The sequence below is a fragment of the Glutamicibacter sp. NPDC087583 genome (assembly GCF_044743685.1).
In the GTDB taxonomy this organism is placed as follows: Bacteria; Actinomycetota; Actinomycetes; order Actinomycetales; family Micrococcaceae; genus Glutamicibacter.
Genome location: NZ_JBIUWY010000005.1, coordinates 180901 through 207230, shown reverse-complemented (window position 1 = coordinate 207230; position 26330 = coordinate 180901). Strand labels below are relative to the sequence as shown.

22 protein-coding genes are annotated in these 26330 nt (G+C 63.1%); 6 read left to right on the top strand and 16 right to left on the bottom strand.

What is annotated here, in order from left to right:
• On the top strand, window positions 1–531 hold a 531-nt coding region (locus ACIOU9_RS14185; RefSeq protein WP_402697301.1), incomplete at its 5' end, for a fatty acid desaturase family protein.
• A 22-nt stretch (window positions 532–553) separates the two neighbouring features.
• Here ACIOU9_RS14185 and ACIOU9_RS14180 read toward each other — a convergent pair.
• The 7 genes from ACIOU9_RS14180 to ACIOU9_RS14150 form a co-directional block, all read right to left on the bottom strand.
• Window positions 554–970, bottom strand: coding sequence for an META domain-containing protein (locus ACIOU9_RS14180; protein ID WP_105658452.1), 417 nt, complete (start codon window positions 968–970; stop codon window positions 554–556).
• A gap of 45 nt (window positions 971–1015) precedes the next feature.
• The gene (locus ACIOU9_RS14175; RefSeq protein ID WP_402697299.1) at window positions 1016–2572 is read right to left on the bottom strand and encodes an MFS transporter; all 1557 of its coding nucleotides are present in this window, start codon (window positions 2570–2572) and stop codon (window positions 1016–1018) included.
• 98 nt (window positions 2573–2670) lie between these two features.
• The gene (locus tag ACIOU9_RS14170) at window positions 2671–3426 is read right to left on the bottom strand and encodes a TetR/AcrR family transcriptional regulator (protein ID WP_402697297.1); all 756 of its coding nucleotides are present in this window, start codon (window positions 3424–3426) and stop codon (window positions 2671–2673) included.
• Window positions 3427–3489: 63 nt separating this feature from the next.
• Window positions 3490–4479, bottom strand: a complete 990-nt coding sequence (locus ACIOU9_RS14165; RefSeq protein WP_402697295.1) for a hypothetical protein — start codon at window positions 4477–4479, stop codon at window positions 3490–3492.
• A 101-nt stretch (window positions 4480–4580) separates the two neighbouring features.
• Window positions 4581–5495: a sugar ABC transporter permease gene (locus ACIOU9_RS14160; RefSeq protein ID WP_105658448.1), complete on the bottom strand. Its 915-nt coding sequence runs from the start codon at window positions 5493–5495 to the stop codon at window positions 4581–4583.
• Window positions 5495–7090, bottom strand: a complete 1596-nt coding sequence (locus ACIOU9_RS14155; protein WP_402697294.1) for an ABC transporter permease subunit — start codon at window positions 7088–7090, stop codon at window positions 5495–5497. Before ACIOU9_RS14155 ends, ACIOU9_RS14160 begins: the two co-directional genes overlap by 1 nt.
• A gap of 116 nt (window positions 7091–7206) precedes the next feature.
• Complete coding sequence (locus ACIOU9_RS14150) at window positions 7207–8475, bottom strand: extracellular solute-binding protein (protein ID WP_402697292.1); 1269 nt, start codon at window positions 8473–8475, stop codon at window positions 7207–7209.
• A gap of 268 nt (window positions 8476–8743) precedes the next feature.
• Here ACIOU9_RS14150 and ACIOU9_RS14145 point away from each other — a divergent pair, with 268 nt between their 5' ends.
• On the top strand, window positions 8744–10432 hold the full coding sequence (locus tag ACIOU9_RS14145; RefSeq protein ID WP_402697290.1) for an alpha-amylase family glycosyl hydrolase: 1689 nt from the start codon (window positions 8744–8746) through the stop codon (window positions 10430–10432).
• 112 nt (window positions 10433–10544) lie between these two features.
• Entirely contained in the window at window positions 10545–11552 is a 1008-nt protein-coding gene (locus ACIOU9_RS14140) for a LacI family DNA-binding transcriptional regulator (protein ID WP_402697289.1), read from the top strand.
• Window positions 11553–11749: 197 nt separating this feature from the next.
• Here the strand turns inward: ACIOU9_RS14140 and ACIOU9_RS14135 are convergent, their stop codons facing one another.
• Entirely contained in the window at window positions 11750–13090 is a 1341-nt protein-coding gene (locus ACIOU9_RS14135) for an MFS transporter (RefSeq protein WP_388025320.1), read from the bottom strand.
• Between the two features lie 265 nt (window positions 13091–13355).
• On the opposite strand from ACIOU9_RS14135, the gene ACIOU9_RS14130 reads away from it, so the two are divergent.
• Window positions 13356–14051, top strand: a complete 696-nt coding sequence (locus ACIOU9_RS14130) for an IclR family transcriptional regulator (RefSeq protein ID WP_105658443.1) — start codon at window positions 13356–13358, stop codon at window positions 14049–14051.
• Window positions 14052–14166: 115 nt separating this feature from the next.
• Here the strand turns inward: ACIOU9_RS14130 and ACIOU9_RS14125 are convergent, their stop codons facing one another.
• The 3 genes from ACIOU9_RS14125 to ACIOU9_RS14115 form a co-directional block, all read right to left on the bottom strand.
• Window positions 14167–15441: an MFS transporter gene (locus tag ACIOU9_RS14125; RefSeq protein WP_105662606.1), complete on the bottom strand. Its 1275-nt coding sequence runs from the start codon at window positions 15439–15441 to the stop codon at window positions 14167–14169.
• A 113-nt stretch (window positions 15442–15554) separates the two neighbouring features.
• The gene (locus tag ACIOU9_RS14120) at window positions 15555–18647 is read right to left on the bottom strand and encodes an AAA family ATPase (RefSeq protein WP_402697287.1); all 3093 of its coding nucleotides are present in this window, start codon (window positions 18645–18647) and stop codon (window positions 15555–15557) included.
• Window positions 18644–19810, bottom strand: a complete 1167-nt coding sequence (locus ACIOU9_RS14115; protein ID WP_332498733.1) for an exonuclease SbcCD subunit D — start codon at window positions 19808–19810, stop codon at window positions 18644–18646. Before ACIOU9_RS14115 ends, ACIOU9_RS14120 begins: the two co-directional genes overlap by 4 nt.
• A 51-nt stretch (window positions 19811–19861) precedes the next feature.
• Between ACIOU9_RS14115 and ACIOU9_RS14110 the strand changes: the two genes are divergently transcribed.
• Window positions 19862–20800, top strand: a complete 939-nt coding sequence (locus tag ACIOU9_RS14110; protein WP_402697286.1) for a hypothetical protein — start codon at window positions 19862–19864, stop codon at window positions 20798–20800.
• 77 nt (window positions 20801–20877) lie between these two features.
• On the opposite strand, the gene ACIOU9_RS14105 is transcribed toward ACIOU9_RS14110, so the two are convergent.
• The 5 genes from ACIOU9_RS14105 to ACIOU9_RS14085 all read right to left on the bottom strand — a co-directional run bounded on the left by ACIOU9_RS14105 (window position 20878) and on the right by ACIOU9_RS14085 (window position 24792).
• A complete protein-coding gene (locus tag ACIOU9_RS14105; RefSeq protein ID WP_105658459.1) occupies window positions 20878–21879 on the bottom strand; it encodes an exonuclease domain-containing protein in 1002 nt (333 codons plus the stop codon).
• Window positions 21880–22106: 227 nt separating this feature from the next.
• Complete coding sequence (locus tag ACIOU9_RS14100; protein WP_400343304.1) at window positions 22107–22604, bottom strand: polyketide cyclase; 498 nt, start codon at window positions 22602–22604, stop codon at window positions 22107–22109.
• A 189-nt stretch (window positions 22605–22793) separates the two neighbouring features.
• The gene (locus tag ACIOU9_RS14095) at window positions 22794–23489 is read right to left on the bottom strand and encodes a hypothetical protein (RefSeq protein WP_105658437.1); all 696 of its coding nucleotides are present in this window, start codon (window positions 23487–23489) and stop codon (window positions 22794–22796) included.
• Window positions 23486–24403: an ABC transporter ATP-binding protein gene (locus ACIOU9_RS14090; protein WP_402697285.1), complete on the bottom strand. Its 918-nt coding sequence runs from the start codon at window positions 24401–24403 to the stop codon at window positions 23486–23488. Before ACIOU9_RS14090 ends, ACIOU9_RS14095 begins: the two co-directional genes overlap by 4 nt.
• Before the next feature lie 29 nt (window positions 24404–24432).
• Entirely contained in the window at window positions 24433–24792 is a 360-nt protein-coding gene (locus tag ACIOU9_RS14085; RefSeq protein ID WP_181148913.1) for a GntR family transcriptional regulator, read from the bottom strand.
• Window positions 24793–25175: 383 nt separating this feature from the next.
• On the opposite strand from ACIOU9_RS14085, the gene ACIOU9_RS14080 reads away from it, so the two are divergent.
• Window positions 25176–26303 carry an HNH endonuclease gene (locus ACIOU9_RS14080; RefSeq protein ID WP_402697284.1) on the top strand — a complete coding sequence of 376 codons (1128 nt, stop codon included), beginning with the start codon at window positions 25176–25178 and terminating at the stop codon, window positions 26301–26303.
• The last annotated feature ends 27 nt before the right edge of the window (window positions 26304–26330 follow it).

Here is a 26330-nt window from a genome sequence, read left to right as displayed (position 1 = left end):
TTCAAGGCCGGCCGGGTCAAGAACCGCAAGCGCGAGATGACCGGCATTGCACTGCGCATCGCCATCTACCTGGCGATCGTGTTCTACTTCCTGCCATTGGGCATGGCTTTCGCCTTCCTCGGCGTGCAGCTGGCAGTCTTCGGCGTCTACATGGGTGCCTCCTTCGCCCCGAACCACAAGGGCATGCCGATGGTTCCCCAGGACGCCCGCATCGACTTCTTCTCCCGCCAGGTACTGACCGGACGCAATGTCATGGCCAAGTCCAGCTGGGGAAACCGCGTGCTCTCCCACGTCTACGGCGGATTGAACTACCAAGTAGAGCACCACCTGTTCCCGTCCATGCCGCGCGCCAACCTGGCCGGCGTCTCGCGCATCGTGCGCCAGTACTGCGACGAGCACCAGGTCCCGTACACCGTGGCCAGTGTCCGCGAATCCTACGCACAGGTGATCACCTACCTGAACAAGGTCGGGCTATCGGCCCGGGATCCTTTCGAGTGCCCAATGATCTCCGGTTACCGCGTCAGCGCATAGTTCAGGCTGAAGCAGCAAAGAGCTAGGATCCCTTGCCACCAAAGGCAAGGGTTCCTAGCTCTTTCCCGTCTGCGTCAAGGACAAGCATCTTTTCGCCGTCCTCCAGCTTGGCGGAGGCAGCGCGCGAGAGCCAGTCATCCACGCCTTCGCAGAACATCTTGGTCGAAGCCAGCGCGGCGAATTCCAGGTCTTCGGATGCACTCCAGGTACCGGCGAGGCGGTTGCAGCCATCGCTGCCGGTGATCTTGCCGTCTTCGGCAAGCTCCAGCCACGGCTGGCCTTGCTCCTTGCTGCCCCACAAGCCGACCGGATCCTGGAGTATCACGCTGGTCTCGCTTTCAGTTGGCTGGCTGGCGCCCGGCTCGCCCGGGGTCGCCCCGCAGGCGGCAACACCAAAAGCCAAAGACAGTGCCGCGGTGCGCAGGAAGAATCGCTTCATATCCCCCAGCCTAGGTCTTCGGCCCACCCGCTGGCCAGTACCGGATTACGGCTGGGAGTCTACTGGCTGGGTAGGCTCCTTCGGCCCGACAACCTCGATTGCCCCGGTCACCGTACGCTGCACGCCGGTGCTGACGGGAACGACTTCTTCGGCAACTGGCTTGCTGCGGGCAGCATGGCTATGGCGCAGATCAAGGATACCGACCAGCAAGGTGGCCAGGACCAAGAGGGAAATGGCAGCGAATGAGAGCGCCATGGCGATCGAGTACCCGGCTACGTGGTTCATGCCGTAGAAGACAGCGGTAATCACCGCAATGCCCACCGCAGTGCCCACGCGTTGGGAAGTCTGCATCAAGCCGCCGGCGCTGCCGGAGTTGGCCACGGGAACTTCCATGAGGGTCAGCGCCTGGTTAGGCGAAATGATGAAGCCCTGGGCTACGCCGATGAAGGCCAGCGAAAGCAGCATCCACCAGATGTTCAGCAGCCCGCGATCCTCCAGGACCACCACGGCAATGGTGGCCAGCAGGCCGAACAGGGCGCTGAGAATGCCGCCAATGACCATTTTTCGCCCCACGGTCATGACATAGCGTCCGGCGATGTCGGAGCTGAAGGCGGAGAGCAGGGCCGCGGGAAGGCAGATCAGCCCTGCCTGCAGGGCACTGAAACCCTGGGATTGCTGGACGTAAATGGCCACCAGCACCCAGACGCTGGAAACACCCATGAAGTACAGGCCCGCAATGAGCGTGCCGTTGGTGAAGCTGCGGATCTTGAACAGGGCCAATTCCACCATTGGTTCGCGCCCGAGCTTCTTGTAATTCTTCTCCCACCAGACCCAGAGCACCATGACCAGCACTGCCAAGGCCAGCAGCGACCAGAGCCATGGGGTTTCGCGGCCCTGGACGAATGGCAGGAGCAGGGCGAAAATGCCAACCGCCAGCAGGAGGCCGCCAACCGGGTCCAGATCCACCTTGCCCGCTGGCTTGTTGAACAGCGGCTTGGGCAGCCACAGCAGCGCCAGGACAATAGCCAGCACGCCGACCGGGACGTTGATCAAGAAGGTGGCGCGCCAGCCGGCGTCTTCGCCAAACCAGTTGATCAGCAATCCGCCCAGCACCGGCCCAATAGCTACCGAGAAGCCGACGGCGGTGCCCAGCAGCCCGTAGGCCCGGCCACGGGCCGCGCCACGGAAGTGCTGCTGGATCATGCCCATCACTTGGGGGTTGAGCAGGCCCGAGCCAACGCCCATGATGAAGCGGGCAATGTTCAATACCAGTGGATCCGCGGCCAGCCCTGCGAGGATGCTGGCGGCTGTGAAGATCGCCAAACCCGCCACGAACATCACGCCACGGCCCAGCAGGTCACCGGCGCGTCCGGCAGCAACCAGAACCACGCCGAAGGTCAGCGCATATCCGGCCAATACCCACTGCAGGTCCGATTCGGTGGCATGCAGGGTGGAACCGATGGCAGGAAGAACCACGTTGACGATGCTGACCGAAACCAGCGACATGAACATCGCTGCCAGCAGCACGCCCAGCAATCGCCATCGCGCTCCGGCCGAGAGTTCTTCAGCAATTGGTACCGGATGCGGCTTGCTCTGGGACATGGGCCAACTTTCAAACGAATTCCAGGCCGCACAATCCTGCGGTCCTTCAACCTACAGCGTTGGCCAGCTGGCTAATATTCCCTGTCGAAGTGCTTATTTCATTCTTTGCGGTCTTCGGCGGCCCGGTTGAGCTCGAGCATCTGCGCAATGGCCAGCAACCGCAACTCGACGACTTCCCCGAAAAGGTCATCGCTGTCTTGCTGCGGCAGCTCGAGCGCTTGGCGTGCCAGCGGTGTCGGAACTTCCGGGTAGGCGTCAAGCAATTGGACCGGCACCAGCGAGCTCACGTAGTCCGGGCTGTCCTTCGAGCGGCGGTCATAGTAGTAATCCACATGCATCACGAAACCCAGGACATCCCGTTCCAGGGCGCGGACCATGGCCACTGCCTGCTTGAGCGTCAGGCCGATATCCACGAAGAAGGCGAGGATCCGTTCCATCAATTCATTGCGGAACGGGCCGGGCTCCACCTTGAGCTTTTCGTCGAGCGTCAATTGCGAGGCCCGGGGGTAGGCCCGGTAGGCCCGGCGCGTCGCGTTGTACGCTTCGGTCACCCCGAGCTTCCAGTCGTTGCAGTCGAACTCGATCAGCGGATTGATCGAGATGAAGCGCCCCACCGCCAGGTTGATGACTTCTTGGCGATCCGCCACGTAGTTGTACAACGCCCGCGGGGTGACATTGAATTCGGCCGCAAGACGGTGCATGGTCAGCGCGTCGTAGCCCTCGGCACCGGCGATTTCCAGAGCCTTCTGGGCCAGCTGCTCTTTGCTCAGGGACTGGAATTCAGAGTCCTTGCGCGGGCGCCCGCGACCACGTTTTGTCGGTTCAGGAGAGGAATTTTCCTTATTCTCGGCCATGTCACGAGGATATACGCATTTTCTCTGTAAATTCCCATTAAGCGCCTACAAGTATTGAAACTCCTAAAACAGGGCCAGCAATTTCCTGGCTCGTTCGTGCCACATGCCGGCAGCTAGCGCGAGATGTCCTACGGCGAAGCTCATGCCGCCAGCCAGCCACGGCCAGGCCAGGACCGCCCCGTAGGTTCCTGGCAGCGCAGCGACGAATCCAGCGGCCATCACCAGCAGGCCGGCTGCGACCAGCGCAATATGAGCCAGCTTCCAGCGGAAGGGCAACAGCATCGCCAGCACGGCCAGCAGCGCGGCCGGAGCCAGGATCAGCCATGGCGCAGCGCTGAAGCTGGCCAGGCCTTGGTAGCTGGCATACCCCAGGACCAGGATCAGCAGCACCGCCGCGCACACCAGCCAGCCGGGCCCGGGGCTTGCCATGGAACCGCGCATCATCAGCAGCGGGGTGAAAACCTGTGCCCAGAGCAGCACGGTCACCGGAATGAAAAAGAGCGAGAGCTGTCCGCCACCCGCCGCGCAGATAACGGTCATGATCACAGCCCCGACGATGTGGATGGTGGTGCCGGCACTATTGGGCAGCCACAAGGGAACCAGGCTGAGGATGACCGGAATGAACGCCAGCCAAATCAGCTGGGATCCGATCAGCAATTCGAGTTGCCCCAGCAGCCCGCCAACTCCCCCGGCAACAAAGCCGAAGCTCTGTTCGTTGGCCAAGGCGGCTTGCGGCGGGGCGAAAAGCACCACCATCAGGGTCAGCAGTGCGAGAGCGAAAATTGGCCACGCCAGAATACGCGTCAAGAAGTACTTGCCGCTGCCCACTTCCAGGGCTTCGGGCTCATGGCGTTCGAATTTGAGCGCGCGCGAGGCAGGCTCGCCGAGCAAGCGGATCAAATCGCTCTTGCGGCGTCCGCCGCCAGGCAGGCGGAGAATCTCCTGCTTGGTGGTTTCAATGACTTCGTTGCGTTCTTGCAAAGACAAGAAATCCAGCGCACGGCGAAGTTGCTCCAGGTAGTTGCGGGCGGCGCGCGGCAAGTAGGGCTTCATGCCTTTTACTCTACGTGCTCCGGCCCATGGGCTGACGCAGGCAAAATGGGGCAACGCCAGTGGCGTTGCCCCATCTGCCCGAAGCGGTCAGTTGCTGCGGGCTACTTGCCCGCGCCGGCGGTCAGGCCGCCGACAATGTACTTCTGCAAGAACAGGAATAATGCCATCACCGGGATCGCTGCCAGTACCGCACCGGCAGCGAAGACCGACCAGTTGGAGGTGAATTCCTCCGAGACGTAGGAGTACAGTCCCACAGCCAGCGTCTGGTTCTCCGGGGAGACCAGGATGACCGAGGCGATCACGAAGTCCGAGGTGCTGGAAATGAAGGACAGCAGGCCCACGACGGCCAGGATCGGTGCCACCAGGCGCAGGATCATGGTGAAGAAGATGCGGGCATGGCCAGCACCATCGATCTTCGCCGCTTCATCGATTTCCACCGGAATGGTGTTGAAGAAGCCGTACATCAGATAGGTGTTCACACCCAGTGCCCCGCCCAGGTACACCATGATCAATGCGATCTGGTTATCGATGCCCAAGACCGGGAAGACATCTCCCAGCGAGGTGAGCAGGATGAAGATCGCCACTACGGCCAGCAGCTGCGGGAAGATCTGCACAATCAGCAAGCTGACCAGGCCCACGCGGCGGCCGGTGAAGCGCATCCGCGAGAAGCTGTAGGCAGCCAAGGCGCCGAGGAACACCGAAGCGGCCGCCGTGGTCAGGCCGATCACCAAGGTGTTGATGAACCAGGCGCCGAAGGGACGCTGCTGATTCTGGAACAGCTCCACATAGCTGTTGAAGCCGATGGTGGTGAACAATCCGTTGGAAGACAGCAGGGTTCCATTGGGGTTCAGCGAGGCCGAGAGCACGTAGAGCAGCGGGAAGGCCGCATAGATGCACAGGGCCACGCCGATCAGGTGGCGCCAGCCGGTGGAGGCGAACCATTTGCCCAGGCCCTGGCGCCCCGCGCGTCCCTTGGGTGCGCCGGCTACCGGCCTGCCGGTGATTTCGGTGCTCATTAGTTCAGCTCCTCCAGTGCCTTGGTCTGCTTGAAACTGATAATCGAGATGATCGCGACGATCACGAAAATGATGATGGAGAAGGCGCTGGCCAGCCCATAGTCGCGCTGGGAGCCAACGAAGGCCACCTTGTAGACCATGGAGATCAGGATGTCGGTGGATCCCACGTTCAGTCCTGCATCCTGCATGCGCGGCCCGCCTTCGGTGAGCATGTAGATCACGTTGAAGTTGTTGAAGTTGAAGGCGAAGGAGCTGATCAGCAGCGGAGCCACCGAGACCAGCAGCAGCGGCAGCTTGATCAACCGGAAGATCTGGAACGGCTTCGCCCCGTCGATGGTGGCCGCTTCGGAGAGTTCATTCGGAATGGACTGCAGCGCCCCGGTGCAGACCAGGAACATGTACGGGAATCCGAGCCACAGATTCACCCAGAGCACGGAGAACTTCGCCAGCCACGGGTCGGTCAGCCAAGGGATCTGCGCTCCGCCCAGGAGCACCTGGTTGACGAACCCGAAGTCGCGGTTGAGCATGCCGGCCCAGACCAGCCCGCCCAGGAACGCAGGGAATGCGTAAGGCAGGATCGAGATGACGCGGTAGACCTTCCGCCCCTTCATGCGCATGTCGTTGAAGACAATCGCCAGGAACAGCCCGAGGAAGAAGGTGGTCGCCACCGACAGGAAGGCGAAGGCGAAGGTCCACACGGTGACAGAGAACAGGGCGTTGCGGATCGAGGAATCGGTGACCGCACGGGTGAAGTTCTCGAAGCCCACGTTGATGGACCAGCCGGGCATCAGCTGCGAGCCGTCCTGCGCGGTATACGCGCCCACGCCGGTGTCCCGGTACACCACGCCGGTCTTCTGATCGGTCATGGTGTCCGCGGCTTCATCATGCTTGATGGAGGAAGTGTACTGGTAGGCGGTGCGGCCATCGCTGGTGCGCAAGGTGCCATCTGCCGGGTTCTCGGTGAATGGAACGGCCAGCGAGGTGACTTCCTGCTGGCGGCCCAGCAAATCGGCGAAAGCCAGTTCGGAGTAGTCCCCCAGGCCAGCGGGGTCTACCGGGACGAAAGGATCATCCGCATCGCCGAGCAGCTGCTGGCCATCGCGCTCAATGAGCATCGCCAGCCCGTCTTGCCCCTCGAGGATGGACACCGGGTAGCCGGCTGATCCCTCGACGCGGTTCTGGTTGGATTGCAGCAGCGCGCTGATCGCGTCATCCTTATCCGAGTTGTGCCCCGAACCGTAGTTGGTGAAGGCGATATACCCGGTGTAGCCGATCACGAAGACCTGGAAGATCAGCAGGAAGATGGTGCCCGGCAGCAGGTACTTTGCCGGCAGCCATCCGCGCTTGAAGTAGACCACGTTGATCAGCACGGTAATGGCCGCGATCACCGCGGCGATCGCCCAGGCTTCGCGCCCCAGTGCGGTGAAGACCGCGAAGAGCGCGGTCGCATCGACGATCGCCACCAGGATGATCTTGGCGAGCATGGCGCCAGTGGAGGTGCTGGTGGCGTTGGCGAAGCGCCTGGCTGCCGGTGACAGCTTGGGCTTCGTCTCCTCGGTGCCGGGTTGCGGCCCTTGGCGGGCGGTCTTTGTCATCTTCCAGATGTCCCTGTCGATCAAGTGCAGTTAGCGCTGGTGAATTGCAGGCGCTGGGACCCGGAGGAGTTCCTCCCGGCCCCAGCGCCCATCGTTGTGCCTGGTGGCAGGCGTTCCTACTTCGAGATGGCCTTTTCGATGTCCGAGGTCATCTGCTTCCAGCGCTTGGCCGGATCAGCCTTGCCGGTGATGATCTCGGCCTCGGCTACGCCCCAGAACTCCCATACGGCAGCCATTTCCGGGATGTTCGGCATTGGCACGCCGTTGGCGCCGACCTCGCCGAAGGCAGCGATGGTTTCATCGGCCTTGGCCGCTTCGAATGCTGCCTTGTTTGCCGGCGGGCGGTTGCCTACCTCGTACAGTTCGGTCTGGACTTCTTCGGTGCCGATGTAGTTGGTCAGGAATTCGGTAGCGGCCAGCAGGTTCTCGGTCTTCGCGGAAACGAAGAAACCCTGCACGGCGACGAATGGCTGGGCCTGCTCGCCACCGGCCGATGGAATCGGGTCGATTTCCAGGTTGATTTCAGCTTCTTCTACTGCTTCCACGTTCCATGGACCGGTCAGGAAGAATGGCGAGTCCCCGGAGACGAACTTCTCCTTGGCAATGTCCCCGTCGAGGCTGGTCTTCAGGTTGCCTTCTTCGCCCTCTTCAGCCAGCCACTTGGCGAATTCGATGCCGCCCTCGTTGCCGATCTGCAGATCTGCCGGGTCATAGGCGCCCGTATCATCGGTGCCGAACACCGGTGCGCCGAAGGAGGTCTGGAACGGGTAGGCGTGGAATGGATCGCCGACGTCAGAGACCTGGACCAGGAACGGGAATTCGGTGCCGGCCTTCTCGCCGGCGGCAATCATGTCATCGAAGCTCTTTGGAGCTTCCTTGACCAGATCCGCATTGCGCAGCAGGGCCAGGTTCTCGGTGGCGTAGGGAACGCCGTAGGTGTTGCCCTCGTAGCTCATGGCGTTGACCGCGACGTCCTGGAACTCGCCGGCCTTGTCGCCCAGCTCAACTGGCTGGACTACGCCGTTGTTGACCAGGTTGCCCAACCAGTCGTGGGCGCCGATGGTGATATCCGGGCCCTTGCCGGTTGGAACCTGGCGCAGGAAGTCTTCCTGGATCTTGGAGAAGTCCTTGATCATGAGGTCCACCTTGACCCCGGACTGCTTCTCGAAGTCAGCTGCTGCATCCTTGAGCACTGGCTCGCGGTTGGCGTCGACCCAGACGGTCAGCTTGCCGCCGGAGGCAGCTGCCGGCGAGGATTGCGCCGCTGCGGGGCTGGAGGAAACTGCTGGCGTGTTGGAGCCAGACCCGCCGCAGGCGGTGAGCGAGAGTGCGGCAATGGCCGTCAGTGCTCCGCCGAGAAGCCAAGGGTGCTTATTCACCTTCATGGGATGTCCTTTCGTGACAACTGTGTCATCAGGGACCGGGTCGGCCGCGATTTCCGCTGGGCCTGCCGGTCGGGTCTTTAGTGGAGCGAGTAACACATTGATCGTAAGCGTTTACAGCGTGGCACAGATCATGAAAATTGACAACAACGCCGATAAAAATCAGTTTTTATCGGCCGAGGCACGAATTCAGACCTCACCATGGAACGAAGGCTTTGAACCATAATTGCAAGCGTTTACAAACTGTGGTGAATCATTTATCGTTACCGTCATGACTTCAATTCGTTCAGCAGCTGATTCCCTTGTGCAATCCGAAGACTCGCAGTGGTGGCGCTCCTCGGTGATCTACCAGATCTACCCGCGCTCCTTCGCCGATTCCAATGGCGATGGGATGGGCGATCTGCGCGGCATTACCGAACGCCTGGAAAGCATCGCGCAGCTTTCGGTCGACGCGATTTGGCTTTCGCCATTCTTCACTTCCCCGCAAAAGGACGCCGGATACGACGTGTCGGACTACTGCGATGTGGATCCGCTGTTTGGAACCCTGGAGGACTACGACGCGATGGTGGCCAAGGCCCACGCATTGGGCCTGCGCGTCATCATCGACCTGGTTCCGAACCACTGCTCGGACCAGCACCCGTGGTTCCAGGAAGCACTCAAGGCCGCGCCCGGCTCCCCCGAACGCGACCGCTTCATCTTCAAGGACACCCCGGCAACCGGGCTCCCGAATAATTGGGATTCAGTCTTCGGCGGCCCCATGTGGACCGAAACCACGAATCCTGATGGCAGCGCCGGCCAGTCCTACCTGCATATCTTCGACTCCTCGCAGCCGGACTTCAACTGGCACAACGAGGAAGTGCGCGTGATGTTCCGCGACGTCCTGCGCTTCTGGCTGGACCGGGGCACCGACGGCTTCCGCGTTGACGTGGCCCACGGGCTGATCAAGGCCGAGGGCTTGCCGGACTTCACCCCGGACCCAAGCGGTGCCTCCATGGGCGGCACCGACGAACTGGCTCCGTGGTGGGGCCAGGATGGCGTGCATGAGATCTACCGCGACTGGCGCAAGGTCATGGACGAGTACGACGGCGAGCGCGTGCTGTGCGCCGAGGCTTGGGTCAATCCCCTGTCGCTGATGGCCAAGTGGGTGCGCGAGGACGAGATGCACCAGGCTTTCAACTTCCCTTATCTCTCTTGCGACTTCGATGCCCAGCAGATCCGCGAAACCATCGACCAGTCTCTGGAGGAGTTCGGCAAGGTCGGCGCCCCGAGCACCTGGGTGCTCTCCAACCATGACGTGGTGCGCCATGCGACCCGCTTGGCGCTGACCGATGAGAACCCGCAGGGCGAGGGCATCGGCCTGAACACCCCGAACCTGCCGGAGGCTGCCGTGGGATTGCGTCGCGCTCGTGCTTCCAGCGCGTTGATGCTGGCCCTGCCAGGTGGCGCCTACATCTACCAGGGCGAAGAGCTGGGCCTGCCAGAAGCCGTTGAACTGCCAGATGAGGCGCGCCAGGATCCTACCTGGTTGCGCACCAATGGCGAGCGCTACGGGCGTGACGGCTGCCGGGTGCCCTTGCCCTGGGAAAGCGGCAAGCCCGCTTTCGGCTTCAGCGCGACCGGTGAAAGCTGGCTGCCGCAGCCGGCAGGCTGGGACTCCTACGCCCGCGATGCGCAGGTCGATGACCAGTCCTCCACGCTGAACCTGTACCGCCGCCTGTTGCAGCTGCGCCAGGATCATGCACTGGGCACCGGCACCCTGGATTGGGTCGAAGGCACCGGAGATGATGTTCTGGCTTTCGCCAACGGCACTGTGCTGGTCGTGGCCAACTACGCTGCAACTGCACAGCCTTTGCCTGCCGGTGCGCAGGGCGCCACCGAACTGGTGCGCAGCCAAAGCGAGATTTCGGCGGAATCGGGAATGATTCCGGGCGAAACCACGCTCTGGTTCCAGTTGCCGTAGCCGGCAATCTGCTGACCGGCTGCAGCCGCACCGGGTAATGTTGGGCAGGAGCCGTGGCCAGGGGAAGGAATTTCCCCTAGCCACGGCTGTGCCTATGAAGGAAGGAAGAGAAGTGGCCGGGATCAAAGACGTCGCACAAGCCGCTGGCGTATCCATTGCCACCGTCTCGCGCGCATTATCTGGCCGGGGTTCTGTCTCCGCGTCCGCGCAGGAGGCTGTGCAGCGCGCCGCCACCGAGCTGGGCTATGTGGTCTCATCTTCCGCGTCCGGGCTGGCCTCGGGACGGACCCGCAACATCGGCGTGCTCGTTCCGGTGATCAACCACTGGTTCTATGCCTGCGTGCTGGAAGGCATTTCCAGCCGCTTGATGGACGAGGGCTATGACACCACGCTCTATCAGCTGACCAAGGACCGCACCCAGCGCGAGAAGATCTTCTCCGATTTCCTGCTGCGCCAGCGCGTGGATGCGGTGATCGCGGTCAACGTCGAGTTGGCTGAGGACGAGGTCCATGCGCTGCTGGCCATGGACAAGCCCCTGGTTGGCGTGGGAGGACCGCTTCCCGGTGTGCCGACCCTGCACGTGAATGACGAAGCGATTTCTGCCCTCGCGACCGGGCACCTCATCTCCCTGGGCCATGAACGCATTGGCTTCATCGGCGGCAACGCGGAAACCGATGTGGATTTCATGGTGCCCACCCACCGCCGCACCGGCTACGAGCGGGCGCTGGCCGAGGCTGGACTTGAACTGGATGAGTCGCTGTTCGCCAGCGCGGACTTCTCCATGGCCCAGGGCTACGCGGTGGCCAAGCAGCTGCTGGGCAACCCGGCATCCCGACCGACGGCAGTGTTCGCAGCCAGTGATGAAATGGCCATTGGCGCGATCCTGGCCGCCCGCGATCTCGGTTTGCAGCTGCCCCATGACCTGTCGGTCATCGGCGTGGACAATCACGACCTGGCCGAGCTCTTCGGCTTGACCACCGTCGAGCAGCGTCCGCATGAGCAGGGGCAGCTGGCGGTCGCCATGCTGCTGCGTGCTATTCGTGGCCAGGAACCGGCGCAAGCCCACGAGTTGGGCCATCGGCTGATCGTACGTTCCTCCACCACCCGCCCCGCCCAGTAACCTGGCCAGGCAGTCGGGTCCCGCATGCCGGCGGCATAGGCGCAATGGATGGCGGTGGCCGGACGTCGGCCGTGCAGCAAACTGCCCGCTGCATCCGCCTGCTGATCGCCAAACCACCGGTCGCCAGACGCGCAAATGCCCGCGCGGGCCAGGATCGCTTGATCCCTTGCCTGCGCGGGCATGGTGCTGCCGCGAAACTAGTGCGCCACGCGCGAGTCGGCCTGTTCGCCCTCGATTTCTTCCACGTGCAGGTTGCGTCCACGGGTCTCGCCCACCCAGAACACCGCTGCCACGGAAATGATGGTCAGCACCATGATGTAGATGGCAATCGAGATCGAAGAGCCCGTGGTCTCCAGCAGAATCTGCGCCACGGTGGCCGCGAAGGCACCGCCCAGAATAGCGCCAATGGCGTAGCCAATGGAAATGCCCGAGTAGCGGATCTGCGCCGGGAACATCTCCGCGTACATCGCCGACTGCGGACCGTAGGACAAGCCCAGGCCAACGGTCAGCACGAAGATCGCAATGGTGTACAGCACGATGTTTCCGGTGTCGACCATCAGGAACATCGGGATCATCCAGATGAACACCAGCGCGTAGCCGATCACGAAGGTATTGCGGCGCCCGATCTTGTCCGAGAGCCAGCCGCCGACCAGGGTGAAGATCAGCCAGCCCACCGAACCGATGGTGGTAGCCAGGAGGATCGGTGCCACCGGCATCTCGAGGACCTTGGTGGTGTAGGAAATGAAGAACGCGATCACCAGGTAGCCGGCGGCGTTGTTCGAGATGAAGATCAGCGCTGCCTGCAGGACCTGCTTGGAATGGCTGGTCATCAGCTCGCGCAGCGGGGTGTGCTCGGAAGCCTTGCGCTGGGCGAGCTGCTTGAAGACCGGGGATTCCTCGACCGCACGGCGGATCATGTAGCCCACGAAGATCAGCGCAATGGAGAGCAGGAACGGAATGCGCCAGCCCCATGCGGCGAACTCTTCCGGGCTCATCGCAACGCGCAGGATGTAGAGCAGGCCGGTAGCCAGGATCATGCCGATGGGCACGCCGATCTGCGGGTAGGCGCCGAAGTAGCCGCGGCGATCCTTTGGTGCGTGCTCTACCGCCATCAAGGCCGCACCGCCCCATTCGCCACCGGCCGAGAAGCCCTGGACCACGCGCAGGAGCACCAGCAGGATTGGCGCGGCCACGCCGATGGACGCGTAGGTTGGCAGCAGGCCAATGGCCGCGGTGGCAACGCCCATGAGGATCAGGGTGAGCACCAGGATGCGCTTGCGTCCGTAGCGGTCGCCCAGGTGGCCGGCAACCACTGCGCCCAGGGGACGGAAGAAGAAGGAGATGCCAATCATTGCGAAGGAAAGGATCTGCGCGACACCCGGATTCGACTGGCCCAGGGGCTCGAGGAACAGCGGGGTCAGCAGGGTCGCGGTGAGTTGGGCGAAAATGAAGAAGTCGTACCACTCAATGGTGGTGCCCACCAGGGTGCCGGCAAGAACCCGGCGCTCCTCCTGGGTGCGAGTGACAGTCGATGACATGGTTTGGCCTTTTGCGAGTTGTTTACCGACCGTTCGGACGGTTTATGTCGCACACCATCATATGCCCACAGTGAAGCAGATCACAAGATCTATCCAAATCGTGACCAGCTCCAGCCAGGCATCCTCTCCCGCAACGGGCTGGGAATTCGGTGTTCTAATAGAGAACGACTAAAATCGGATATAGATCACCGACCGCTAGGTCCCCGGTTCACTACGAAGGCCCTCGACGACGTTCCAGCAGCGCCGCACGCCAGATTGAAGAGCAATGCCTACCTCCCAGACGCTTTCGCGTGGAATCCGCGTCCTTGAAATCGTCGCCAATTCCCCGGTCAACCTTTCCATCGCGGAAATCGCCGCGAAACTGGAAGTCCACCGCTCCATTGCCTACCGCATCATCCGCACCCTGGAGCAGCATCACCTGCTCAACCGCGACGAGGCCGGGCACATCCGTTCCGCTTCCGGCTTGGCCGTGCTCGCCCGCTCGGTCCAGCGCGACCTGCAGGCGGCCGCCACCCCGGAACTCACCGCGCTGGCCAACGAGCTGTCGATGACTGCTTTCGTAGCCGTCTGGGAACACGACCTGTGCACCACCTTGCAGTCGGTCTCCCCGTTGAACTCCCAGCGCGCGATCGTCCACCGTCCGGGCTCGGTGCACGGCATGGATGTGGGAGCTGCCGGCATCGCGATCCAGTCGCGCTATGCCAAGGCCGAGTGGGATGCCCTGGACACGGGCATCGAGTACCGCGAAGCTGCCGTCGCGGCCCGGATTGACGGCTATGCCACCAGCGAGAATGAAGTCATCCAGGGCGTGACGTCCATTGCCGTTCCGATCCAGCATTCCGGGCAAACCCCGGCGGCCTTGGCCGTCGTCTTCGCCGCCAGCACGGTCGGCGGGTACGAGCGCATGATCGAGGAACTCAAGCACGCAGCGGCGCGCATCAGCGAAAAGCTCGCGCACTAGCAATTCCCGGCGGGGAAAGAAGCATCCCGTTGCCCTTCGCCTGCTGGGCGAGGTGCAACGGGATGCTTCTTATCCAGCTTTGCTGGCCGGCCGCAAGATGCGCAGAGTTCTTGCCCTAGCGGACGCGGGCCAGCGTCGGGGACTTCGCGACAACGATCTTCATCGCCACAGCGGCCAGGAAGATCACCAGTGCGCCACCGGTGGAGACCCAGAAGGCGCCGAGGTAGCCCAGGGTCTCGGCGAAGACGCCGGCCAAGCCGTTTCCGATCGCGGTTCCCACAACAATGCCGGCAGAGAGCATGGTCATCACGGTGGACAGGCGCTGCGGCGGAGCGACTTCGCCGCCCAGGGTCATGACCGTGACGATCACCGGCCCTACCGCAAATCCTGCGATGAACAGGGCAACCAGCATCAGCGGGACATTGCCGGCCACGTGCAGGCCGAAGCTGAGCACGGTCAGTGCTGCGCCGCACAGGATCCAGCGGTTGATCTGCTTGAAGGCCTGCGGCCAAGCGGCCACGGAGATCGCGGCAATCGCGCTGGAGAAGCCCATGGCGCCATAGAGCAGGCCGCCGGAGTTGGAATCGCCCTGCGCCCCGGCAAAGGCCAGGGTACCGGCCGCCGAGGAACCGAAGACCGTGCCCAGCGCCATCATGCCCAGGACCAGGGCACCGATCGCGGCAACCTGCGCGCCGCTGATCGAGACCTTGGGAGTGTGCTCGGCGGTTCTCGCCGGCTTCACCGCATTGCCGGTACGGTGCGAGGCGAACACCGGCACCAGCACCAGGGTCAGCAGGGCGGCAAGGTAGAGCGGCAGCACCGGATCCACCAGGGAGGCCAGCAGGCCCACGGCAACCGGGCCGAAGACGAAGCCCAGTTCATCGAACATGGACTCCAGGCTCAGTGCCGCCGAAAGGACCTTGTGGTTCTTCTTCTGCTGGCGGGTGATTGCAATCCAGCGGACGCGGGACATCGGGCCGACCTGCGGGCCGGTAGCACCGGCGGCCAGGCACATGATCGAGAGCAAGGCCGCGGACATGTCCGGTCCCGAATCGGCAAACAGCGTCAGGGCAACCAGCAGGATGGTGTGGATGACCGCGACAGTGGTCAATACCGGGCGCTGGCCCACCCGGTCAGCCAGATAGCCGATGCTCGGACCGCCAATGGCGGACCCCAGGCCAACCATGGCCGCGGCCAAGCCGCCCATGGCATATGAGCCGGTGGTAGCAGTTACCAGGGTCATGGACCCGATGGTGAGCATCGCCAGCGGGAGGCGTGCAAGGAAAGTAAGCGGCAGGAAGGGTGCTCCCACCAAAGGAACTAACGCGGAGTATCCGGACATCTTCTCGGATTCCTCACTGTTTTCCTTCGACAAAGTAGGCTGAGTCAACAAAACTCCATGACGAAGCGTGCGTCGTCCCACACCCCCCGACGCACAAAATTTCCCAGGCATGCCTGATGGCACTACTTTCAAGATAGCTACTGCCCTGGGGCAAGTCCAATCTATCCAGCCAAGATCACAGTGCCATCGCGTTCAATGGTGGAACCGTGCTGGGTCTTGCTGACCGAAATCCGATTGGTGATGCGCTGCTTCATTTCCGCCACGTGGGAGACCAAGCCGATGGTCCGTCCCCCGGCACGCAAGTTTTCCAGCGCCTGCATGACTTCTTCCAGCGTCTCGGCATCAAGTGAACCGAAGCCTTCATCGACGAAGAGCGTCTGCATGTCCACGGCCCCGGAATGGTGCGAAATGACATCCGCCAGGCCCAGTGCCAGGGCCAGCGAGGCCATGAAGGTCTCGCCTCCGGAGAGCGTCTGGGTTTCCCGGCGCTTCCCGGTCCACGAATCGAGCACCTGCAGCCCCAACCCGGACTTCGAATTGCCCTGCTTGGAATCATCATGGTGCAGCGAGTAGCGGCCGCCGGACATCATGCCCAGGCGCTGTGTTGCGGCGATGGCCACTTCCTCCAGCCGGGCAGCGAGCACATAGGTGCTCAGCGTCATCTTGTAGAGGTTCTCTCCCCCGCCACGAATCACTTCAGCCAATCCGCGCAGCCGGCGGTAGTCTTCGATGACCGGGCCTGCCTCGGTCCGCTGGCGTTCAAGGTCAGTGGCTGCTTGCTCGTGGCGAGCGAGCTGGGTCTGCGCCAGCACTTCTTGTTCCCGCGCCGCTTCGAAGCGTTCTTCGGCGAGGGAAGAGAGCAGCTTCGCTTCGGCAATCCCTTCTTCGCTTGGCCCTTCAAGGCCCTGCGCGGATAATTCCTGGGCCTTGCGGCAGTCCTGCGACGCTTCAAGGGTGGCAATGGCACTGGCCAGATCGGCATCGGCACGCTGCAGCTGGCGCAGGCGCTCGCGTTCGGCGCTGTCCAGCAAGGCGGCCTCGAAGGCAGCCGGATTCTCGAAACCGGCGGCCGTGCGCTGGCTATTCCAGGTGGCCTCGGCCTTCTCCAGCGCCTCGCCGGCCTCAAGGAAACGGCGCAGGTTCTGCACTGCGCTGGCCAAGCCCTGGGACGTGGCGGACAGCTGCGCCACAAGTTCGGCCAGGTTCTCCCGGCCTTGGCGCAGCTGCTCCAGCTTGGCATCGAGTTCTGCCAGCTGGGTTTGCAGGGACTGCGCACGCTGCTTCGCGGTGGCGTGCTCGAGTACGGCCTCGGATGCCCGCGCGTTCTGCTGCTCGGTACGCTGGCGCACCGCATCCAGCTTTGCCACGCGGGCAGCGATTTCTCCTTGCTGCTTCTGCTCCCGTTCCAGCCCGGCCTGCGCCGTGGCAAGCTCCGCCCGCAGGTCCGCGACCGGGGCATCGCCAGCGGCTTCCTGCGCGGCCTGGAACTTGGCCACCAGGGTGTCGCGCGCCTGCGCGGCCCGTTGCCCGGCAGCTCTTGCCGCAGCCACCGCGGCTTCCAGCGCTTGGATCTGCTCATCGTCGATCAGCGGCGCATCGGCATCCGCCCGGGCCGGGGCGGGATGCTCTTGCGCACCGCAGACCAGGCACGGTTGCCCGTCTTCCAGCGCGGCAGCCAATCGCAAAGCGCTCTGGGCCAGCTGCTCGGTACGCAGGTCAAGCAAGGTATTGGCTACGCCTACAATCTCCAGCTCTTGTGCGCTGGACTTCTCCCGTGCGGACAGCGCCTGCTTCTCCAGGGTGTCGCGCTCGGTGGCATGCTGGATCCTGGTCTCCAGCCCCTTCACGTGTTCCTTGGCCTGCTGGACCTTGCCGCCGGCGGCTACCTGGTCGAGGTCCGCGGCTTCCAGCGCAGCACGTTCGGCCTTGAGCAAGGCAACTTCGGCTTCGGCCTGGGCACGGGTCTCTTCCTGCGCAGCGGCCAGTTCGGCGGCCTTGCGTGCCTGGCCGGCCAGGACGCCGCGGCGCTTTTCATCGTCCAGGCCCGCCTTGGCCACCGCTAGTTCTTCGGCCGCTTGCTGCGCCGGCAGGCGCAGCTGCTCCAGACCGGCAGCGTCGGCGCTGGGGTCCAGCCCCTGTTCGGTTTCAAGCCACAGCTTGCTGTCCAGCCAGGTTGCCTTGGCCTGCTCCTGGGCGACGGATGCCTCCTGGAGCTGGGCCTGGTAGGCACGCACCGCGCCTGCCTTGGCATCGCTGTCCAAGCGCGCGGCAGCCGCTGCGGCCGCTTCATGGTTCTGGGCATAGCCGGCCTGCATGCCGCGCAGCTCGGCCAGGCGCGCGAAGATCCGGCGGCGTTCCTCCAGGGCCTGCGCCTGCTCGCGGGTGCGGGTCATCTCGGTGCGCAGTTTGGCCGCTTCTAGGGCCGAGTCCCGGTGAACCGCCGCGATCCGGCGGTGATAGCCGGCGAACTGCTCGGCACTGCTCAGGTCCACCGCCGCGGCCTGTCCAGCGCCATCGGCGTCGGCGTTCGCTTCGCCGTCGGCCTCGGCGGGCTCATCGCTGGCTTCGCGGCCGGCGAGGAACGCCCGGGCAGCGGAATGGATGGCCTCTTCGCTGGCGCTCAGGCGTGCTTCCAGGCTCTCGGTTTTCTTGCGCTCTTCGGCCAGCCGGGCGGCGAATTCATCCTCGATCCGCGCATAGCCGCTGGTATCGAAGAGATTCACCAGGAGATCTTCGCGGTCCTTGGCCTTGGCCCGCAGGAAGTCCGCAAAGCCGCCCTGCGGCAGCATGACTACCTTGGTGAACTGCTCGCGGTCCAGACCCAGCAGGCTGCCCAGGACGTGGCCCACCTCGTCGTTGCGGGTGGACAGTTCCTTCCAGCCCGAACCGGTGAACTCGCGCAGGAAGCTGGCGGCCTTCTGCTCGGTGGTCTTGTTCTTGCCGCGCTTGGACGGGCGCATCCAGGCCGGCGAACGGGTGACCTCGAAGCGCCGGTCGCCGATGGTCAGCTCGCAGACCACTTCCGGAGCCAAACCGGCCGGGGCATGGTCCGAACGGATCTGCCGGCTGCCGGCGCGGCTTCCGGGCAACGCACCGTACAGGGCGTAGCAGATCGCATCCAGGATGCTGGACTTGCCGGCACCGGTGGGGCCATCAAGCAGGAACAGCCCGCCTTCGGCCAATTCATCGAAGTCGATCTCTTCGGTGCCTGCGAAGGGCCCGAACGCCTGGATCTGGAGTTTGTGGATTCTCACTGGCTGGCCTGTGCCTCTCGGGTGGCTTGGATGACGGCGCCGATGACTTCCCGTTCCAGTTCATCGGCCGCGCGTTCGCGGACATGTTCCATGAAGTCCCCCACCACTTGTTCGGTGCTGGCGGCCTTGGCCATGCGCTCGGCATAGCTCGCCGGCTTGGCATCCCCGCCGGCGTGTTCGGGGGCGAAATTCAGCACCACAGTGTCGGGGAAACGGGTTCGAATCGTTGCCATCGCGTCGGCGGGGCGTTCGCTATCGGTCAGCGTGACCTGGCACCATGCATCGGCGGCGGATTCCAGTTCCGGATCCGCCAGGAGCTCAGCGAGCTTGCCCTTGAGGATGGCCAATTTCTTCGGCACCGGAAGCAGGACTTCCTGCACGGACTCTATGCCCCGGGCGTTGGTGTCGATCAGCCATACGCCCTTGCGCTGCGTTGCCTCGGAGAAGGAGTATGCCAGCGGAGAGCCCGAATAGCGCACGTGCTCCTTGACCTTCTGCCGTCCATGCAGGTGCCCCAGCGCCGAGTAGTCGAAGCGCTCGAAAAGCTCTGCCGGAACCACGTCGAGGTTGCCGGTGCTCAGCTCGCGTTCGGAGTCGCTGCCGTAGCCGCCGGCGGCGAACAGGTGGGCCATCGCGATGGAAACTACCGGTTTTTCCCCTGCCCGCAGTTGCGCAAGATCTTCTTCGATCTGCGCGATGGCCGCACGGACCACCGCTTCGTGGCTGGCCTTTTCCACGCCCAGGCGTTCCATCACCATGCGCGGTTCCAGGTACGGGATGCCGTAGATGGCCACCCGGTGATCGCCGGCATCGTGGATAACCGGCAGCAGCATGCGCTGGAGGTCGGCGATGATGTGCACCCCGGCGCTGTCCAAGAGCTCTGCGCCGAAGCCCAGACGGGAGGCCGAGTCGTGGTTGCCGCTGGTGACCACGACGGCGGCCCCGGTGGCGCGCAGCTCTCGCAGCACCCAGTTGCACAACTGGACGGCATCCACATGCGGCAGCGCGCGGTCGTAGATGTCACCGGAAATCAGCACCGCATCAACCTGCTGATTAATCGTGATATCGATGATTTCCTGCAGCACTGCGCGCTGCGCTTCGATCAGGGAGGCCCCGTGGAAGGTCCGTCCCAAATGCCAGTCCGAGGTGTGAAGCAATCGCATGTGTCCAACCTTATGCAATGCCGCGGACAACTTGGACATTAGAATGGTGATGTGAATGAAACCGGTGAAACTGCACTCCTGCCAGAGAACTACTCAGACAAGGTGTTTGCGATCCTCCTCGGCCTAGCCGATGGCGCAACCCACGCCCGCGACGAAATTGACCCCGGGGCCACCGAAATCCTCCCGCTCTACCTGGCCGACGGCCTGCTGGAAGCGCTGGAATGGGCCAAGGACGGTGTCGCCAGCGACGAAGCGGCCTGCATGTGGCTTGCGGCCCTGCGCGGCTACAGCAAGATCGCCGGCTCCTTCCCGGAACGCGCCCCGCAACCGCTGGGCCGCTGGATCGACAAGGAATTCGCCAACGTCGAGATCTTCGAGAAGATCCTGGACGGCGATCCGCAGAACCTCGCCGGCCTGGACAGCCCCGACATGGGACAGCCAGGGCGTCCCACCGGCGCTGGCGCCGACTCCACCGGCGTGCTGCCGCGTGCCGCGATTGCCGCGCTGCTGGCTCGGGTCCCTATGGGCACCACCGAGACCCTGGCCCGTTCGGCCGCCTTCCTGACCCACGACGACCAGGCGGCCAAGACCGCCATTGCCGCGGCGAAGATCATCCGCTCGGCGATGGAACGCTCCGAGGCCGCCGCCGGCGAATGGGCCGAGCTGCTCGTTGGCCTGCAGGGCCCGTCGGCCGATGCGCTGCGCGAGGTGGCCACCAGGATCGCCGAGAACATCTCGCTGTCCCCCGAAGAGGCCTACGCGGCGTACTTCGGCGAGCATGCCGCCGAGCAAGACGCGGAATCGGACATCGAGGCCGCCCCGGCGGCAACCGCCGAAGAAGAAGCTGCCCGGGATCCCGAGGTCGACGCCTACGCTGTAGCGCTGCTGGCTGCCATCTACGGCACCGAAGCCGTCGGCGAGCGCCCCGCGAGCGCACTGGATGACATCATCTCCGAGCTGCATGACCGCTGGATGGCACTGCTGGTCTAGGAACCGCCTCCAGAAAAAAATGGCAGAAGCCCGGCCGGCACAGATTCGATCTGTGCCGGCCGGGCTTCTGCGGTTTGCTAGGCGGTCAGGCCGAACCCGCCAACCATCTGCATGAACTCGCCTTCGGAGATGATGCTGACCCGCTGGCCCTTTTCGCGCAGCCGGAGTACGTGCTTGGCCTTGTTGGTCAGCCGCCCGTTGGCCAGATCCTCCGGGACGAAGCCGTCTCCGACGACCAGCGCCGTGGTGGCGCGGGTGACCCGCGAGGCGGTCTGCGCGCCGTGTTCGGCGGCCAGTTCCTTGGCCTTGGGGCGCGGCATGGACAGGTTGCCGGTGAACACCATGATCTGGCCGAACAGCGGATGGCTGGGATCCGCGTTGTCGCTCGGCTTCGGGTTCGGCCCTTCCTGCGGCCAGTTGTTGAAGGAATCCTGCGGCGGCAACGGGTTGCCTGCAGCCAGCCAGCCTTGGGCGTCGCGGGTGGCGCGGGACAGTTCGTGGCCTGGCTGCCACGGCTGGGTCAGGCTCAGCCGGACGCCATAGTGGTCTGCCGTCTCCAACACGGACTGCTGTCCGCTGCGCCCGGCGATATCGATCATTGCCCAGGCACAGGCCACAGCATCAGCCAGGGCCTCGTGGTGGTTTTCGATAGGGTGCCCGGCTTCTTCGGCAACGAACGGCAGCGAGTAGCTGGGCAGATCGTAGGCCTTGCGGGAGAGCTTGACGGTGCACAGGTGCGCAATTTCCGGTACCGGCAGTTCGCCGGCTTCGCACGCCGCGCGGATCACTCCGGAATCGAACGAAGAATTGTGGGCCACCAGCACGTCGGATCCGATGAATTCCAGCAGTTCCGGAATCCTGTCGGTCACCCGTGGCGCGGCGCTCACCATGTCGGGGGTGATGTGGTGGATCGAGACGTTGCGCGGGTCGAAGTGGTCGAAGCCTGCCGGCGGCTGCATGAGCCACTGTTCGGTTTCGACGATTTGCCCGGAGCGTACCTTGACCAGGCCCACCGAACAGGCGGAGCCGATAAAACCGTTTGCTGTCTCAAAATCTACTGCTGTGAAGTCCAATGCCACGCCCAATAGCTTACTCGCTTAATCGCTGGCACCGGCATGCGTGACATTCGCGCACCGTGCACCGCGCGGTGACCGCCGGGCGATAACGTGCCAATAATTCGCTGCAATCCGATTTTGACCTGTATCGATCAAGTTATCGGCGGCCTGGCTGGCTTGGGCGCAAGGCAGGGCATCTCACAATCATCAGCCGGCCGCATTGAGCGAGTCGAACCCTGCACGCAGGGAACTCAGTGCCCGAACAGCTCCTCGTAATACTCGCTGAGCGCCGGATAGTAATCGGCCTCGAAGTCCACGCTGTCGGCATCGGCTCCGTTCACCACGGCTGCCAGGCGGTCCAGGTAGTAGTCCCAGCCCGGCCCGACGGAGCCGGCGAGCTGCGGGTCAAGGCCCGGCATCCGGAAGACCAGGGAACTGCCCTCGCCGCAGGACTGCACCGCGAGCTCCAGCCGCCAGGCCGAGGGGCCTGTTCCAAGTTGCACCTGCAGGTGGTGCATGCGCGGATCGCAACGCAGGATTTCGACTCGTTCGGTGGGTGAACCGTCCTCGAGCAGCATCACTACGTCCACCGCGCCGCGCTCCGGGTCCCCGTGCCATGGGCCATACCAGAGCGCCAAGCACTGGGAGTCAGCCAGATAGCGCCAGATCCTGCTCGGGGATTGGGTGAACTCGCGGCGCAATTCCAGCGCTCCGTCTGCGGTTCGAATTCCGGTCGGCGAGGCGCTCATGATTTCTCTCCTGGGTTGCTCCCCTGCCGCCGCGGCACGGGCGGCTCCAGCGCCTTCACCGGCAGTCATTGAAGAATAGCAAATCGCGGTCCCGGGCCGCTGGGCGCCTTCTTGCAAAAGCAGGCACCGGTTCCCTTCCCCCAAGGGAAAGGGAACCGGTGCCCATATGCCCTGCATTTCGGACCCGGGCTAGGCGGTTGCCTTGCGCAAGGTGAGATAGGATCCTCCTGCCATCAGCAGGGCCACCAGGCCGCCCCACAGCGTGATCCCCGCGGCGGTCCAGGTCAAGGCCCAGCTCCAGAACTGGTCCCAGTAATTGCCGAAGGTGAACAGGGCGATGATTCCCAGCACCACCACACCCAGCAGGGTGAAGAAAACCACCATGCCCGTGGTGCGCCACCTCATGTAGATGGTCGCTATCAGGAAGCCGACCATGAACAGCAGCACCATCAGCACGAAGTAGAACAGGATCTGGACCAGCCAGTTGTTATCCGCAATCCATTGCAGGGCGAAGAACTGGCCGCCCATGCCCCAACCACCGGTGGCGACTTCCAGCAATCCAATCAGGTAGTAGAACACCGACAGAACCAGTGCGCAGACGGAGAACAGTGCCACGGTTCCCAGATAGAAGGTACGCCGCGAAATGCTCATGGCCATGGAGAACGGGAAAGTCAGTGTCAGCGCCTGGATACCCAGGGCCAAGAAGTACCACATCGGCGCTTGGGCGCCACCGCTGTACAGCCCTTCGTCGCTGCCGTTGCGCCGCACCAGCCACCAGATGGCCAGTGTGAAGAGGAACGATCCACCCAGGATTATCAGCGGGATTCCAATGAAAGTGGCTTTGTTGATCAGTTGCATGCGGGCGACTTTGATGATGCGGTTCATTTTCTTGCCTCCGTCCGTTCGTCGATCCCTGTTTCGGTTGTGCTGCTCAAGGCGCTGCGGACTACCAGTTGCTGCAGCGACACCGGACTCAGGTCCAGGCCCATGAGCTTCGCTTGTTCGCGCTGCTCCGAATCCAGCTTGGCCTTGATGGTGACGCTGGCCAGGGCGCCGAGTGCATCACGATGGATTATCTGCGCGGAGCCGATGAATTCCTGGACCTTGGCGTCCTCGCCAGTTACCGTTACCGCTGTGCCGCGCAGCTCTTCGGCATCCGAGTCGATGACGATTCGCCCCTTGTCGATCACGATGACGTGTTCGAGCAGGTTGGCGACTTCATCGATCAGGTGGCTGGAGAGCACGATGGTGCGTGGATATTCCGCGAAGTCTTCGACGAGGCGGTCATAGAAGATCTGCCGCGCTACCGCGTCCAGGCCGAGGTAGGGTTCGTCGAAGAACGTGATGTCAGCCCGCGAGGCCATGCCGATGATCACGCCCACCGCGGACAGCTGCCCGCGGGAGAGCTTCTTGATCCTGCGCCTGGTCGGCAGTGCGAACGCCTCGACGAGATCCTGGGCCAGTTCCTCATCCCAGTTCTCGAAGAACAGGGCTGCGGATTTGAAGGCCTGGTGGACCTTGAAGTCATCGGGGTACTTCTGGGATTCGCGGATGAAGCAGATGCGCGAGAGCGTCGGATCATGCTCGAAGGGGGCGTGGCCGAAGATTTCGGCGGTGCCTCGGTCCGCATAGTTCTGCCCGGTCAGGATGGACATGAGCGTGGTCTTGCCGGCCCCGTTCCGTCCAAGCAGCCCGTAGATACGGTCGGGTTCCAGTTCCAGGCTGACGTTGTCGAGCGCTCGCACGTCCTTGTAGGTCTTGCTCAGCTCGCGTGTGGCGATTGCTGTCGTTCGTGGCATGTCGTTCCTCCCTGCCTAGTAGAGATGTTTCAAGAATCCGAACCGGTCTTGATCATGGCGACCAGCTCATCCAGGCCAATGCCCAGCTTGGAGGCTTCTGCGGTCAATGGGGTGATGAATTGCTGTTGGAATTTCTCGCGGCGCTGTTCTCGCAGCCGCCGCGGTGCACCTTCGGTGACGAACATGCCGATCCCCCGCTTCTTGTAGAGCAGTCCGTCTTCCACGAGCCGGTTGATTCCCTTGGCTGCTGTGGCCGGATTGATCCGGTAGAACGCTGCGAATTCATTGGTTGAAGGAACTTGCGCTTCTTCTGCAAGAACACCAGAGATGATGTCGTTCTCAATCAGCTCAGCAATCTGCAAGAAGATCGGTTTTGAATCATCAATCATGCTGGCTCCTCTCCGTGCTCATTTCCACTAGGTTAGTTAGTGGGTTAGTTACTCATGTAACTAACCATAGAACCTAGTTCGGTTCTGTGCAATAGCGGGGCGGCAAAATATCCACGGAAAATCCGGTACCCCAAACTGTCCGCCTCGCTATCTATGCTGGGAACTGTCGACGGGGCTGCCTGGAACGGGCACCGGCGATGGTGCGTTCACCGTGGTGAGCACGGAAATGGAGCTGCAGACCGAGACAACGCATGGCGCAACCCGAAACCGGGAAGGGCTGGCGATGGCTACGAATAATTTGCAGTATCTGGCCCAGGAAAATAGTGATCGCACGCTGGGCAATGACCGCAATCCACGGATTGCAGGCCTTTATGGGAGGGACCATGCAAGAACTTTTCAATCGCCTTGAGGCTCCGGATCCGCTTCTCGGAGCATTGGATCGCCAGATCCTGCTCGGGCTGTACACGGTGCTTTTCCCCGAATCCACCGGTGAAGAAATGGCCCGCGCTACCCGGCGCGAGCTGATCGCCAGAATCCAGGACTCGCGCGCTGGCACCATGCAGCGTCCCGGCCGCAATATCCTGGACTACCCCTTGCGCCGCCCGAACCAAGCGGCATTGAATCGCGCACTGCTCACCGGCACGAAGGGCCAGCCGGTATATTGGTGCCGCCAGGCAAATGCACTGGCTTCCGCGGCGGCCCTGGGGCAGGAGAACGAGTCATTCCGCTGGAATTTGGAGGACCCCCTGCGGGCAGGCGATCTCGTCCTGACGGCATTGGAGGGCACTCCAGCGTTGATTGCCAGCCTTGAAATCACCGAAGCCGATGAGGCGGAGCGGCTCACCTTCACCAATTTGGCGACCTTCACCGACCCGATCTCCGTGGCTGAGCTCGAGTCCATGATCGGCGCAGAACTTCCAGGACGCTCGCAGTATTTGGCAGATTCCCTTGCCCAGAAGCTTCTGGGCAGCATCGGGGATCTTCTCGAACGCCCCCGCCCGATATTCGTCACCGCCGGACCTTGCACTCCCTCGCAGCCTGCGAAGGCCAATGAGGTGCTGGGCGTAGTGGCCATCCTCCAGAAGGCTTCACCGTATGAACCGCTTGCTTGCGAAATCTGCGATCGGGATATTTCTGCCAGGCCCGAGGTCCATCTGCCGCAGAGCCATCACAACGGCCTGCGTTGGGAGATCCAGGACCATGCCGATGAGGTGGTGCTGCTTTGCCGTGGCTGCCACGACATGGCCCACCAGCCAACCCTGGAACAGCTTCGGAAGTTCGCGAAGCCTGTCTGCCCGGAATGCGGGGAACGCAATCCACTGAAGATCATCTGGGGAATGCCAAGCTTCATGCCCGATGACGACGAGTACGTCACCGCTGGCTGCATGATGCCTGTGGGGCCTCCCGCACAGTGGCAGTGCCGCGCATGCGAAACCCAATACCTGGTGACCGAGTTCGACGAGCGGCCCTATCTGGCCCTGGCACGGTTCGGCGAGAACTTCCCGCACTAGCGCAAGAACGCCAGCAAATCCGTTTCA